Annotated in this window: 11 protein-coding genes and 1 pseudogene; 9 read left to right on the top strand and 3 right to left on the bottom strand. The window is 62.1% G+C overall.

From position 1 onward, the window contains the following. Positions 1–169 precede the first annotated feature (169 nt). From WI754_RS18340 to ligA, 3 genes are all read left to right on the top strand, one after another. Positions 170–1,003: an outer membrane protein assembly factor BamD gene (locus WI754_RS18340; protein ID WP_349437862.1), complete on the top strand. Its 834-nt coding sequence runs from the start codon at positions 170–172 to the stop codon at positions 1,001–1,003. A gap of 84 nt (positions 1,004–1,087) precedes the next feature. After that, a complete protein-coding gene (gene recN, locus WI754_RS18335; RefSeq protein ID WP_349434881.1) occupies positions 1,088–2,761 on the top strand; it encodes a DNA repair protein RecN in 1,674 nt (557 codons plus the stop codon). A 184-nt stretch (positions 2,762–2,945) separates the two neighbouring features. Further along, complete coding sequence (gene ligA, locus WI754_RS18330; protein WP_349434880.1) at positions 2,946–5,105, top strand: NAD-dependent DNA ligase LigA; 2,160 nt, start codon at positions 2,946–2,948, stop codon at positions 5,103–5,105. 9 nt (positions 5,106–5,114) lie between these two features. On the opposite strand, the gene WI754_RS18325 is transcribed toward ligA, so the two are convergent. After that, positions 5,115–7,310 (bottom strand): EAL domain-containing protein, encoded by a 2,196-nt coding sequence (locus tag WI754_RS18325; RefSeq protein ID WP_349434879.1) that lies wholly within the window; start codon positions 7,308–7,310, stop codon positions 5,115–5,117. Between the two features lie 291 nt (positions 7,311–7,601). Between WI754_RS18325 and WI754_RS18320 the strand changes: the two are divergent. The 6 genes and pseudogenes from WI754_RS18320 to WI754_RS18295 all read left to right on the top strand — a co-directional run. Further along, positions 7,602–7,811 (top strand): annotated as a pseudogene (locus WI754_RS18320) (NADP oxidoreductase); the annotation flags it as partial. Between the two features lie 166 nt (positions 7,812–7,977). Then, positions 7,978–8,733: a fumarylacetoacetate hydrolase family protein gene (locus WI754_RS18315; RefSeq protein ID WP_349434878.1), complete on the top strand. Its 756-nt coding sequence runs from the start codon at positions 7,978–7,980 to the stop codon at positions 8,731–8,733. Between the two features lie 171 nt (positions 8,734–8,904). Beyond that, complete coding sequence (gene panC / locus WI754_RS18310; protein WP_349434877.1) at positions 8,905–9,780, top strand: pantoate--beta-alanine ligase; 876 nt, start codon at positions 8,905–8,907, stop codon at positions 9,778–9,780. Positions 9,781–9,782: 2 nt separating this feature from the next. Next, positions 9,783–10,604, top strand: a complete 822-nt coding sequence (panB, locus tag WI754_RS18305) for a 3-methyl-2-oxobutanoate hydroxymethyltransferase (protein ID WP_349434876.1) — start codon at positions 9,783–9,785, stop codon at positions 10,602–10,604. A gap of 174 nt (positions 10,605–10,778) precedes the next feature. After that, a complete protein-coding gene (locus tag WI754_RS18300) occupies positions 10,779–11,495 on the top strand; it encodes an AzlC family ABC transporter permease (protein ID WP_349434875.1) in 717 nt (238 codons plus the stop codon). Positions 11,496–11,497: 2 nt separating this feature from the next. After that, positions 11,498–11,812: an AzlD family protein gene (locus tag WI754_RS18295; protein ID WP_349434874.1), complete on the top strand. Its 315-nt coding sequence runs from the start codon at positions 11,498–11,500 to the stop codon at positions 11,810–11,812. A 33-nt stretch (positions 11,813–11,845) separates the two neighbouring features. Here WI754_RS18295 and WI754_RS18290 read toward each other — a convergent pair whose 3' ends face one another. Together WI754_RS18290 and WI754_RS18285 are read right to left on the bottom strand one after the other, a co-directional pair. Further along, on the bottom strand, positions 11,846–13,681 hold the full coding sequence (locus tag WI754_RS18290) for an aminopeptidase P family protein (protein WP_349434873.1): 1,836 nt from the start codon (positions 13,679–13,681) through the stop codon (positions 11,846–11,848). Positions 13,682–13,821: 140 nt separating this feature from the next. Next, positions 13,822–14,355, bottom strand: coding sequence for a hypothetical protein (locus tag WI754_RS18285; protein ID WP_349434872.1), 534 nt, complete (start codon positions 14,353–14,355; stop codon positions 13,822–13,824). Positions 14,356–14,526 lie beyond the last annotated feature (171 nt).

Raw genomic sequence — 14,526 nt, 5'->3', positions numbered from 1 at the left:
CCGGCTTTTTCATGATCCCGCCGCCACAAAATTGCGTTAATCGATCATCATGACGTTGCGGTCGTGTTGCATCTTGATCTAAAACGCGGTTCATAGGCGGCGGTATTCTTACCGCTGTGCGAGTTGGGATTTACGAATGGTATTTGCAGGCCAGTTTGAATTGAAGAAGATGGCGCGTGTTGCCGTCATCGCGCTTGCGGCTTCCGCGACCAGTGTGCTGGTGAGCGCCTGCCAGAACGATCCCGACATTGATATCACCAAGCTCACCGCGGAAACGGATCCGCCGGAAGTCCTCTACAATCAGGGTCTTGCCAACCTTAATGCCGGCAAGACGACGGAAGCGGCGCGCAAGTTCGATGCGATCGACCAGCAGCATCCCTTCTCGGAATATGCCCGCAAGGCGCTGGTGATGCGGTCCTTCGTCAACTACCGCAACGGCCAGTACCAGGACGCCATCAACGGCGCGAGCCGCTATCTCAATCTTTATCCAGAATCCGAAGACGCGGCCTATGCGCAGTACATCGTCGGCCTTGCCTATTCGAAGCAGATTCCGGCAGTGACGCAGGACCAGAAGCCGGCGATGAAGACCATCGAGGCGATGCAGGCTGTCGTGACCAAATATCCGGATTCGGACTATGTCGAGGATGCCGAGGCCAAGATCCGGTTTGCCAAGGACCAGCTCGCCGGCAAGGAAATGCAGGTCGGCCGCTACTATCTCGAGCGCAAGGAATATCTTGCTGCCGTAACGCGTTTCCGCACCGTGGTCGAACAATATCCGAACACCAACCAGGTGGAAGAAGCCCTGTCGCGGCTTGTCGAAAGCTATTTCGCCATGGGCATCACCAGCGAAGCGCAGACGGCGGCGGCGGTTCTCGGCCACAACTATCCGGATAGCCAGTGGTACGCCGATTCTTACAAGCTCCTGCAGACCGGCGGTCTTGAGCCGCGCGAAAGCGGCAATTCGTGGATTTCGCGCGCGGGCAAGAAGCTTCTGGGCGCTTGATGCATGTCGCCCAGAAGTGCATAGCGGTTTTGGGACAACGACATGCATGAAAACAAAGACCTAGGCGAAGAGATTTGAAACAGGATGCTTTCACAGATTTCGATCCGCGATATCGTCCTGATCGAACGGCTTGATCTGTCCTTCGACGCCGGCTTGTCCGTTCTGACCGGGGAAACCGGTGCCGGAAAATCGATCCTGCTTGACAGTCTCTCGCTCGCGCTCGGTGGTCGCGGTGACGGTTCGCTGGTCCGCCACGGCGGCGACAAGGGGCAGGTGACGGCCGTCTTCGATGTCGGCATGAGCCATCCCGCCCGCATCATGATCCGCGAAAACGGCATCGACGACGACGGCGACCTGATTTTCCGCCGGGTGCAATCGGCTGATGGCCGCACCAAGGCCTATGTCAACGACCAGCCCGTTTCCGTCCAGCTGATGCGCCAGGCAGGGCAGCTGCTCGTCGAAATCCACGGCCAGCACGACGACCGCGCTCTCGTCGATACTCATGCCCACCGCACGTTGCTCGATGCCTTCGGCGGTCTTGCCGACGAGGCGGAGAATGTGGCGGGTCTCCACCGCGTCTGGAAGGATGCCGAGCGTACGCTGAAGAAGCACCGCGAGAAGGTCGAGGAGGCCGCCCGCGAAGCCGACTATTTGCGCTCGTCGGTGGATGAACTGGAGACCCTCTCGCCGCAGGATGGCGAGGAGGACGATCTCGCCGAACGCCGCTCGCGGATGATGAAGGCCGAGCGCATCGCCGTTGATATCAACGAGGCGAGCGAGTTCCTCAACGGCAATGCCTCGCCGGTTCCGCTGATTGCCTCGCTGGTGCGTCGGTTGGAGCGCAAGAGCCATGAGGCGCCGGGGCTTCTCGAAGAGACGGTCGAGTATCTCGACGCGGCGCTCAACCATCTCTCCGATGCGCAGATGGCGATCGAGGCGGCGCTTCGGAAAACCGAATACGATCCGAAGGAACTGGAGCGCGTCGAGGAACGCCTGTTTGCACTCAGGGCCGCCGCCCGCAAATATTCCGTGCCGGTGACGGCGCTTCCCGCTCTCGCCGTCAGGATGATTTCTGACCTTGCCGATCTCGATGCCGGCGAGGAGAAGCTGAAGCAGCTCGACGCGCAGCTTGGCCTCGCCAAGCGCGCCTTTGATGCCGCCGCCGCCGCACTCTCGGCCAAGCGCCACAACACTGCGACGGCGCTTTCCGAGGCCGTCATGGCCGAGCTTCCGGCCTTGAAGCTGGAGCGGGCCCGGTTCATGGTGGAGGTCACCTCCGACCCGGACGCCGCCACGGCAGACGGCATCGATGTGGTCGAGTTCCACGTGCAGACCAACCCGGGGACGCGCCCGGGTCCGATCATGAAAGTGGCTTCGGGCGGCGAGCTCTCGCGCTTCCTTTTGGCGCTGAAGGTGGCGCTTGCCGATCGTGGTTCAGCGCCGACCCTGGTCTTCGATGAAATCGATACCGGCGTCGGTGGCGCCGTGGCGGATGCCATCGGCCAGCGGTTGAAGCGTCTGTCGAAGAACGTGCAGGTGCTCTCCGTGACCCACGCCCCGCAGGTGGCAGCCCGCGCCGCGACGCATCTGCTCATCTCCAAGGGGCCATCGGCGGAAAAATCCGAAGCCATCGCCACCCGCGTCGCCCGCATGGACGACAGGGCCCGCACCGAGGAAATCGCCCGTATGCTCGCCGGCGCCTCCGTGACCGACGAGGCGAGGGCGGCGGCAGTAAGGCTGCTGGCCGGGAACGTGTAGTTTTCACCCTCCCCTTGAGGGGGAGGGTCGGAGCGAAGCTCCGGGGTGGGGTGACTTTCGAGCGGCCCAATGGATCACCCCACCCGCGCGTTCCGCGCGACCTCCCCCTCAAGGGAGGTGGGTTTCAACATCTTCCCATTCCTCGAAATTTCTCTAAAACGACTCCCAAAATAGGGAGTCCAGCATGTCGACCGAATCCGTTGCCGTTGAAGATCTGACGCTCGAAGATGCCGCTGCCGAACTGGAGCGGCTGGCCAAGGCGCTTGCGCATCACGATGCGCTCTATCACGGCAAGGACGCGCCGGAGATTTCGGATGCGGAGTATGACGCGCTGAAGCGGCGCAACGAGGAGATCGAGGCCCGCTTTCCGGAATTGATTCGCACCGACAGCCCGTCGCGGAAAGTTGGGGCGGCACCTTCGGCCATCTTCCAGCAGATCACCCATGCCCGGCCGATGCTGTCGCTCGACAACGTGTTTTCCGACGAGGACGTGCGGGATTTCATTTCCAGCGTCTACCGCTTCCTCGGCCTCCTGCCGGACAATTCCATTGCCTTCACCGCGGAGCCGAAGATCGATGGCCTTTCCATGTCCTTGCGCTACGAGAACGGCAAGCTCGTCAGTGCCGCCACGCGCGGCGATGGCACGACCGGCGAAAATGTCACCGCCAACATCCGCACCATCAAGGAAATCCCGCAGACGCTTCCGTCCGATGCCCCCGCTGTCGTCGAGGTGCGCGGCGAGGTCTATATGGCCAAGAGCGATTTCCAGGCACTCAACGAGCAGATGGCGGCGGAGGGCAAGCAGACCTACGTCAATCCGCGCAATACGGCGGCGGGGTCGTTGCGCCAGCTCGACCCGACGATCACGGCCAGCCGCAAGCTGAAGTTCTTCGCCTATGCATGGGGCGAGATATCGGACATGCCGGCTGACACCCAGTTCGGCATGGTCGAGGTGTTCAAACGCTGGGGCTTTCCGGTCAATCCACTGATGCAGCGCCTGTCGTCGATCGAGGCGATCCTCGACCATTACAACGGCATCGGCCTCAAACGTCCCGATCTCGACTACGATATAGACGGCGTCGTCTACAAGGTCGACCGGCTCGATCTGCAGCAGCGCCTCGGCTTCCGCTCGCGCTCGCCGCGCTGGGCGACGGCCCACAAGTTCCCGGCCGAACAGGCCTTCACGACGGTCGAGAACATCGACATCCAGGTTGGCCGCACGGGGGCACTGACGCCGGTCGCGCGGCTGACGCCGGTGACGGTCGGCGGCGTGGTCGTCACCAACGCGACGCTGCACAATGCCGACTATATCGAAGGCATCGGCAACAGCGGTGAGCGCATCCGCGAAGAGGAGCATGATATCCGCATAGGCGACACGGTGATCGTCCAGCGCGCCGGCGATGTCATTCCGCAAGTTCTCGATGTCGTTATGGAAAAGCGCCCGCCAACCGCCGAGCGCTATCAGTTCCCCAAGATCTGCCCCGTCTGCGGCAGCCATGCGGTGCGCGAAAGGAACGAGAAGACCGGCAAGCTCGATTCGGTGACCCGCTGCACCGGAGGCTTCGTCTGCCGCGCCCAGGCCGTCGAGCATCTCAAGCACTTCGTCTCCCGCAATGCTTTCGACATCGAGGGGCTGGGCTCCAAGCAGATCGATTTCTTCTTCGAGGCGGAGGATCCGGCCCTGTCGATCAAGACGGCACCGGACATCTTCACGCTGGAGAAGCGGCAAAGCGAGTCGCCGCTCACCAAGCTCGAAAACATCGACGGTTTCGGCAAGGTCAGCGTCCGCAAGCTCTATGACGCGATCAATGACCGGCGGCAGGTGGCCCTCCATCGGCTGATCTATGCGCTCGGCATCCGCCACGTCGGCGAGACGATGGCAAAGCTCCTCGCGCGGTCCTACGGCAGCTACGCCGCCTTTTCCGAGGCGATGAAGGCCGCCGCGGATACGACGTCGGAAGCCTGGAGCGATCTCAACACAATCGACGGCATCGGCGAGGTTGTCGCCCGGGCGATCGTCGAGTTCTACAAGGAGCCGCGCAACATCGATGTCGTGTCGCGACTGCTCGAACAGGTCACACCGCTTGACGCGGAAGCGCCCGTTTCGAATTCGAGCCCGGTTGCCGGCAAGACCGTCGTCTTCACCGGATCGCTGGAAAAGATGACGCGCGACGAGGCGAAGGCGATGGCGGAACGGCTGGGAGCCAAGGTTGCCGGTTCCGTGTCGAAGAAGACCGACCTGCTCGTGGCCGGCCCCGGCGCCGGTTCCAAGCTTGAAAAAGCCCGCGAACTCGGTGTCGAAACCACAGATGAAGACGGCTGGTTTGCCCTGATCGGTGGGTAACCGTCGTCGCTAGGCTGTCCGCTTCGCACATTGATCGGCGGACGAGGCCGCCAACAGCATCTCGGCCTCGTCGGCGGGCAGCGCCTTTCCGTATCGGTAGCCCTGGCCGGCCTTGCAGCCGAGCAGCCGAAGCGCGATTTCCTGTTCTTCCGTCTCGATACCTTCGGCGATGGTTTTCAGTCCGAGCTCGTTGCCCATCATCAATAGGGCCCGGGTGATGGCGGCGTCATGCGGATTTGAAAGCAAGTCGCCGATGAAACTCCGGTCGATCTTGAGCGTCGTCAGCGGGAAGCGTTGCAGGGAACTCAGCGATGCGTAGCCCGTGCCGAAATCATCGAAAGCGATGTCGACGCCGAGTTCGCGCAGCGTGCGCATGGCTGCAAAGGCATGATCTTCGTTGAGCAGCGCAATTGTTTCCGTCACCTCGAGGCCGAGCGCCGAAGGATGAAGCCGGTGTGCGGCAAGCGCATCGACGACATGCTGAACAAGCGTGCCGGCGCGATATTGGGCAGCGAAGAGGTTGACGCTGACCTTGATCGGGGGAAGGCCTTTCGCCTGCCATGCCGCCGCCTGCCGGCAGGCCTCGTCGAGGACCCACCAGCCAACCGGCAGGGCGAGCGAGCTCGATTCCAGCGCCGCGAGGAATGCGCCTGGAAACAACAATCCGCGCTCGGGATGCTGCCAGCGGATCAGTGCCTCAATGCCGAAGACATGGCCGGTGTCGAGGGAGACCTGCGGCTGATAATGCAGCACCAATTCGCCGTTCTGCAGCGCGCGCAACAGCTCATCCTGGGTGGCCCGTCGAGCGAGCGAATCACTGCGCATCTCAGGATCGAACATCAGCATAGTGCTGCCACCGGCCTGCTTTGCCCTGTAGAGCGCAAAATCGGCGCTGGCGAGCAGCTCTTCGGCGTCCTCGCCATGGTCCGGGGCAAGAGCGAGGCCGATGCTCACAGCCAGTTGAAACACGTGTCCGCCAACCTCGAAAGGCGATTCGAAAGCCGAGAGAACGGCACCGATCGACGCGAGGGCCTGTGTTGCTTGGGTGTCCTTCGGCAGGAGGATCGCAAACTCGTCGCCGCCGAAGCGGGCAACTGTGGCACCGGCGGGCAGGACCGCCGGCAGGCGTACCGCAACGGCCTGCAGCAGCGCGTCCCCGACCGCATGGCCAAGACTGTCATTGACATCCTTGAAGCCGTCGAGATCGACCAAGGCGACGGTCGCGCCATGATTTGCGGACAGCACGTCCTGAAGCAGGCTTTCAAAACTGTTGCGGTTGCTGAGCCCGGTCAGCGTATCCTGGTTTGCCATTCTGAGCAGCCGCGCATCCCGCTCCCGGCGTTCCGAGATATCGCGAATGATTGCTCCCATACCGACGCCGCGCTCGTCATTCCAGAGCGAAAGCGAAATCTCGATCGGTACTTCGCTTTCATCGCGCTTGCGTGCCACGACTTCCACAGTCTTGCCGATCAGTCTTGTGCTGCCCCCCGCCAGAACCCGCGCCAACCCGGCATTGTGGGCGCCGCGAAGGCGATCGGGAATGATGATGTCGATGGGTTGGCCGAGCATTTCCCCCCGTTCATAACCGAACAGGCGTAGCGCCGCCCTATTGACGAATTCGATGCGGCCGCCGGCGTTGATCGAAAAGAAGGCCAGTTCGGTCGCGTTGGAAAAATTGAGGACCGTCGAGCGAACGATCTCTTCCTGGCGCAGGTGCATCTGCTCCATCACCAGGCTTGCAAGGTGTTTTAGCACCTGTTGTTGCTGCGCGTCGAACCGGCGGCGCGGTGCGGTATCGGCGATGCATAGCGCGCCGATACGAAAGCCGTCCCTGGTGACAAGGGGCGCGCCGGCATAGAAACGGACGAAGGGTGCTCCAATTACCTGCGGGTTCTCTGTAAAACGAGGGTCGGCATGCGCGTCGGGGATGACAAACGTGTCATCGCTCTCAATCGTGTGGGTGCAGAAGGAGACGGAGCGAGCGATATCGGGATGACCGGCGCCGACGATGGCCTTGAAGCGCTGGAGATCCTTCTCGATCAGCGTGATGAACGCCATCGGGGCTTCAAAGAGATCGGCGGCAAGTTGCGCGACCGCGTCGAACCGCCGCTCCGGCGCGGTTCCGGCGATCCAGAGGCCAGAAAGCGCCTCCAAACGGCCGCGCTCGATATCATCGATCCGATCCTCGTCGGGCTCTTCGTGCATGCCCATTCCAAATCCCAGCGTTCGGTTCAACGGCAAAGGCTGCAACTGGCAGCAGCCCGATATCAACCGAGCCGTGACCAATTTGCGCCTCAGACTAGTGAAAAGCGGTTATCAACTGCTGAAGAAATTGCGCTTGATTTAAGGATGACACGCACCGCGTGTATTATTGTGCGCCATTGGAAGAGGGAGCCGGATAATGACGGCTTCAACCGAGGCTGCCGGCGAACCGTTCGAGGCGGCCGCCTTCGAGATGGGCGAGAGCATCCGGAACCGAGACGATGGTGATAGCCGCATCTGGTGTCCGGTGACTCGACGGAAGAGGGTGGCCGTCGCGTGCTGTTCTATTCGGGTGATGACGCTGCGGCGAAGGCCGATGTCGCCGCCCTGATCGAAAACCTTGGTTTCTTCGGCATCGATCTCGGCGCGCTCGCCATCGGCGGCAAGCTCGTCCAGTTTCCCGGCGGCCCGCTGCCCGCGCTCAACCTCGTCAAGTCCGGCTGACTGCGATGTCCAGACGGCAATGTGCGATGAGAGCGCATTGCCGTCTGGATTTTCCTTCTCAACCGATGGCGCAAATTCGACGCGACACCCGCCGACAAATAGTGTCCTATGGGTGCAGGCGACCGCAGAGCCGCCGTTTTTGAACGGAACCGAGGAACACCCATCCATGAAGCTTGCTACCTTGAAGGATTCGACCCGTGACGGAAAACTCGTCGTGGTATCGCGGGATCTCACGCGCTGCTCGGAAGTCGGCCACATCGCCCGCACGCTGCAGGCGGCGTTGGACGACTGGGCCCATGTCGCCCCGCGCCTTGCGCAGGTCGCCATCGGTATAGAAACCGGCTCGCAGCCGACCATGCGGTTTCACGAGAATGATGCGGCTTCGCCGTTGCCGCGCGCCTTCTTCTGGGCCGGCGGCTCCGGCGGTTTTTCCGGACCACGGGATTCTATTTCACTTGCGGATGGTGCATCCGATATCACTGTAACCGCGCAGGTCGCTGTCATCACCGATGATGTCGAGGCGCAGGCAGCCAGCGCCGATGCAAAAGACGCTGTTCTTCTCATCCTGCTCGCCAGCGATGTTTCGGTTGGCAATGCGCCGGCGGCGGCGGCGTTTTCTCCTGTCGCCGTCACGCCTGACGAGCTGGGTGAGGGCTGGAATACCGGCGACCTGGCACTGCTCGTCCGTCGCAACGGCAAGGCCCTCGATGGCGGTGAGGTCGGCAGGAAGGAGGCGGCGGACATCGTCGCCAAAACCGCAGCGACTCGCGCATTGGTGGCCGGCAGCATCGTCGGCACAGGTCTCTGCAAGGCATCCTGCGCCCTTTCCGTCGGTGATACCCTTCGCATCGAGATGAATGATCGGACGGGACATTCCATCTTCGGTGCAATCGAGCAGACGGTGGAAATGCGCGGCAAATGATTGTCCCGGCACGCCGGGAACCGATTTCCCGGCAGGCAATTCTTGAATTGTCTTTTTGCACTGCACACGTTAGGGAAATCGCGCCGGATTTTGCGGGGAACCTCGTGAAGTCCGGCAGGAGCCGGCCGCCACGCCTAAGGCGGCAGCCTTGACGGATTGGAGGATCCCGGGATGGAAACGATCACCAGCATTGCAGACCTGCGCGCGCGCCTGGCGGACCATCGCCGGGCCGGAAAGACCATCGGGCTGGTGCCGACCATGGGCTATCTGCATGTCGGCCATATGGAACTGGTCAGCCGCGCGAGGGCGGCGAACGACATCGTCGTCGTCAGCCTCTTCGTCAACCCGCTGCAGTTTGGGGTTAACGAGGACCTCGCGAAATATCCGCGTGATCTCGCCCGCGATCAGGCGATGCTCATTAAAGGTGGCGCCGATTTCCTCTTCGCGCCCGGCGTCTCCGACATGTATCCGCAACCGATGGAAACGGTGGTCGATGTGCCCACACTCGGCAGCGAACTCGAAGGCTCTGTCCGGCCCGGCCATTTCGCCGGTGTCGCCACGGTCGTTACCAAGCTCTTCAACATCGTCCAGCCGGACCGTGCCTATTTCGGCGAGAAGGATTTTCAGCAGCTGCAGATCATTCGCCGCATGGTCGAGGATCTGGCACAGCCGGTCGAGGTCATTGGCGTTACCACCGTGCGCGAAGCCGATGGGCTCGCCTGCTCGTCGCGCAACGTCTACCTGACGCCAGCGGAACGTGCTGCCGCCGCGATCGTGCCCAAGGCGCTCGACGAGGCCGAAAGGCTGATTGCAGGGGGGCTGACGGATGTCGCCGCACTCGAAAAGGCAGTCACGGATTTCATCGCTTCGGAGCCTCTGGCAAGGCCGGAAGTGGTTGCCTTTCGCGATCCGGAAACACTGCATACCGTGACGGAAATCGGCGAAAAGCCGGTTCTTCTGTTGCTTTTTGTCCGTTTCGGGAGCACGAAACTGCTCGATAACAGGGTTTTCACGCCGAAAACCGCAAAATTTGCAAAGGTGGCGTAAGCATGAGTGTACAGGCATTGAAGCGTCGCCTGAGCCCCGGCAACATCGAGGCGCTGAAGGGCGAGCGGCCGATCGTCAGCCTGACGGCCTATACCACGCCGATCGCCCGTCTGCTTGATCCGCATGTCGATTTCATGCTGGTCGGCGATTCCCTCGGCATGGTGCTCTACGGCCTCGATTCGACCGTCGCTGTCACGCTCGACATGATGATCGCGCACGGCCAGGCCGTCATGCGCGGCTCGGAAAAAGCCTGCGTCGTCGTCGATCTGCCGTTTGGCTCCTATCAGGAATCGAAGGAGCAGGCGTTCGCCACCGCCGCTCGCGTGCTGAAGGAGACCGGTTGCAGCGCGGTGAAGCTCGAGGGCGGTGCGGAGATGGCCGAGACTGTCGATTTCCTCACCCAGCGCGGCATTCCCGTGCTCGGTCATGTCGGCCTGATGCCGCAGCTCGTCAATACCATGGGCGGCTACCGGTCGGTTGGCCGCAACGACAAGGAAGCGGCAAAGATCCGGCGCGACGCCAAGGCCATCGACGACGCCGGCGCCTTTGCCATCGTCGTCGAGGGCACGATCGAGCCTTTGGCGCGCGAAATTTCCGCATCGCTCCGGGCGCCGACCATCGGCATCGGCGCGTCGCCGGCCTGCGATGGCCAGATTCTCGTGTCGGATGACATGCTGGGCATCTTCAGCGATTTCAAGCCGCGTTTCGTCAAGCATTTCGCCGAACTGGCCCCGCAGATTTCCGCGGCGTTCGAAGCCTACGCCAACGAGGTCAAGGCGCGGACGTTTCCCGGCATCGAGCACACGTTTCAGGTCAAGCGCTGAGCGGTGCAGCGGGCCGGGCACTACTCCGGTCCGCTTCGATCAGAAATTTGGATCGCTGCATCAATCTTATTGAATTGTTCCTCGGCCGGTCGCGGCCTATCTGTGCGCGGGTCTCGCGCTTCCTGGGAAGGCGCGGTTTAGTCTTGGCCGCGGCCTGCTCCGGAAAGTTTCCTCATGACAAAAGATGATTTCTGGCAGGGTGTTCGCGGCGGCTTCCCGGTCACGGTCTCGGCATCGCCCTTCGGCGCATTGTTCGGTGCCTTGGCGGTCGACAACGGCTTTTCCGTCTTCGACGCGGTTTTCATGAGCGCAACGATCTATGCCGGCGCCAGCCAGATGGTCGGCATCGAGTTGTTCGGCCACAAGGTTCAGCCTTGGTTGATCGTGCTGTCGGTCTTCGCGGTCAATTTCCGTCACATCCTCTATTCGGCGTCGATCGCCCGGCATATCCGGCACTTTTCCGGCCTGCAGAAGTTCTTCACCTTCTTCCTGCTGGTCGATCCGCAATATGCCGAAACCGAGAAGCGGGCCGAGCGCGGCGAGCCGGTGACCTTCGCCTGGTATCTCGGCTTCGCCATGATCATCTATCTGCCCTGGCAGGTGACGACGCTGCTCGGCGCCATCTTCGGGCAGATGATCGGCGATCCCAGCGCCATCGGTCTCGACGTGCTGTTGCCGATCTATTTCATGGGTCTGGTTCTAGGCTTCCGCAAGCGTGACAACTGGCTGCCGGTCGTTGCCGCCAGTTCGGTGGCATCCATCGCTGCGGTGCATTTCGTCGGCTCGCCCTGGCACGTCAGCATCGGCGCCATCGCCGGCATCCTGCTTGCCGCCTGCCTGCCATTGCCGAAGCTGCATGAAGGGCCGGTGACATTGGAACACGAGGTCTGATCATGGATAGCGCAGAGCACATGCAGCTGATCTACACCATCCTCGCGGCCGCCTTTGCGACGTTCCTCACCCGCATCGGCGGCTACGTGATGATCACGCAGATGAAGCGCATTCCGCCGCGCATGGAAGCGGCACTGAATTCGGTGCCCGCCGCCGTGCTCTCGACGCTGGTTGCGCCGGCGTTCGTTCATGGCGGCTGGGACGTGGCAGCGTCGATGCTCGTCGGCTGCGCCGTCGGCCTGCGTTTCTCGTCGCTCTGGATGCTCTTCGCCGGCTGGCTGGTGGTCATGACGATCCGGCATTGGGTTATGTCGTGACTTTCCCGCTCCGGAGGGAGCGGGCCATATCTCTCACCGGGCCAGCGGCGCTGTCGTCGCCTTCAGCCACTCCAGCACCTTTTCGTCCGAGATCAGCGGCGACAGTTTTTCCCGCGTCTCGGCGTGATAGGCGTTGAGCCAGTCCAGTTCTTCTTCGGTCAGCAGGCCCGCGACGACCAGGCGGCGGTCGATCGGGCAGAAGGTGAGCGTTTCGAAGCCGAGCATCGGCAGGTCGCCGCCCTCGATTGGACTTGCCTCCAGCACATGCACGAGATTCTCGATACGGATGCCGAAGGAACCGGGGCGATAATAGCCGGGCTCGTTCGACAGGATCATGCCGGGCAGCAGTTCCTGCGTCGAAGCGCGGGAGATGCGCTGCGGACCTTCATGGACGGAAAGATAGGAGCCGACACCGTGGCCGGTGCCATGGGCAAAGTCGGCGCCGGCTTTCCAGAGCGCGATGCGAGCCAGCGGATCGAGATCGACGCCGCGCGAGCCTTTCGGGAAGCGGGCGAGGCTGATGGCGATCATGCCCTTGAGAACCAGCGTGAAGAAGCGTCGCTGCTCGTCCGGAACGGTGCCGATCGCAACGGTGCGGGTGATATCCGTGGTGCCGTTGATATATTGGCCGCCCGAATCGATCAGGAACATCGTCCCGTCGGCAATCGCCAGATCGCTCTCGGTCGTGACGCGATAATGCATGATCGCCGCATGTTCACCGGCGCCGGAAATCGTGTCGAAGGAAACGTCCTTGAGCGGGTTCTGCATACGCTCGCCGACGGCGATTCGGATGGCTTCGAGCTTCTCGACAGCGCCGATCTCGGTGACCGTCCCAGGCTGCGTCCCATCGAGCCAGGCGAGGAACTCGACCATGGCAGCGCCGTCCTGCAGATGCGCGCGGGCAGAGCCTTCGATTTCGGCCGCGTTCTTGCGGGCGCGGGGCAGGCGGGCGGGATCGATCGCCTCGACAACCGTGCCGCCGCTGACGCGGATGCGTTCGGCGAGCGCAAACGGCGCGTGGTCCGGATCGATCATGATCTTTGCGCCGGTCGCGGCGAGTGCTGCGATCCGGTCCTCGAAGGAGGAGGGCGCCTCAAGGCTTGAAAGCTGGGTCAGATAGGCTTCCTCCTCGATGCCTGTCTTGCGCTTGTCGAGGAACAGTTCGGCCTTGCCATCGGCGTGAACAATGGCGCGGGCCAGCGGATGCGGCGTGTGCGGCACGTCGCTGCCACGGATGTTGAAGGTCCAAGCGATCGATGAGGGGTCGGTCAGAACCACAGCACTGGCATCTGCCTTGGCTACGTTCTGCGCCATCGTCACAAGCTTCTCCTTGGCGAGCACGCCGGCATGATCCAGCGGCTGGATCTTGACGCGGCCGAGGGGGGCGGAGGGCCGGTCAGCCCATTGCCGGTCGAGCGGATTGTGGTCGAGGAAGACAACTGTGCCGCCCAGTCCTTCCAGCGCCTTCTGGAGCTTGCGCACCTCGGCGCCGGTATGCAGCCACGGGTCGATGCCAAGGCGGAAGCCTTTCTTGCCATGCTGCTCAAGCCAGAGATGCGGCGGTTCGCCGACCAGATCGCCGCCTTCGAAAACCGTGCCGTCCACCTGCTCCTTGAGCTGGGTGACGTAACGGCCATCCACAAAGACAATCGCCTGACTCTGCGTGATGAGGGCAATGCCGGCGGACCCGGTGAAGCCGGTCAACCACGCAAGACGTTCGGCCGATTTCGGGACATATTCGCCCTGGAATTCGTCGGCGCGGGGAACGAGGAAGCCGTCGATGTTCAGGCTGGCGAAGGCGGAACGCAGCGCATTGACGCGTTCCTTGCCGAATTGCGGAGTGGAGGTGACTTCAAAGGACTGGAACATCTGATTTTCCTGCGAGGGTCCGAAGAGGGAACCGGTTGGCGAAGCACCGATTCCTGAAAGGTGGGGGCACTCTAGCGGAAACAGGCGGAGCAGCGAAAGCCCGTGTTTCTAGATGGTGTAACGGGCGGAGCCCAGCCAGCTCAGTCTTTGACGAATTTCCGGATAACACCCAACGTCAAGCGTTGATTGTTCTGCGACCAGCGGTCGTCGGTGAGGAATACCGGCTCCTGTGGGTCGAAGCCGCTGCAACTGAAATCCGACTGGCGGGAGAAGAAGGCGACGAAATCGGCTTCTGTCTGCCACTCTGCCATCGGATCGCCGGTGCTGTAGCCCCCGTCGTAGATCTTGCGCAGCGTGACGGCGTTGCCGGTGCGGATCAGGCCATGTCCGCAATAATCGCGGTGGAATTCGTGGATCAGACCCGAGCCCGATTCGCATGTCATAAGTTTTTGCCAGAGCGACCGCGCGGCTGCCTCGCCGTAGGCTGCGCGACTGAGACGGTCCCGGCATTCGAGATGCCGGCGCTGCATCTCTTCTTCCGTGGCATCAATGACAGGGTAGGGCGGCCAGACTGTCCCGCTCTCCTTTTTCCTGCCGCGTATCGATGAAAGGACCGTGCCGAGGATCCAGATAATCAGCCCGAGGCAAAGGAGGGGTATGATCGTCGCCAGCATTCAATCCTCGCATCGCCGCGCCGCCATAATTATCATACTTATGCGCCGCGCGCATGGCTCCCATGCTGCAATGCACCTAGCCCCATTTCAAAAATAGTCTATAAACCCGCTCAACGAACACGGACGCAAATCTGTTGTTCACGCGAATGCCGAAAGGCAAGAGCTGCATGA

This window comes from Pararhizobium sp. A13 (genome assembly GCF_040126305.1).
Taxonomy (GTDB): Bacteria; Pseudomonadota; Alphaproteobacteria; order Rhizobiales; family Rhizobiaceae; genus Pararhizobium.
The sequence above is the reverse complement of the archived record's forward strand: the minus strand, read 5'-3'. Positions and strand labels throughout refer to the sequence as shown.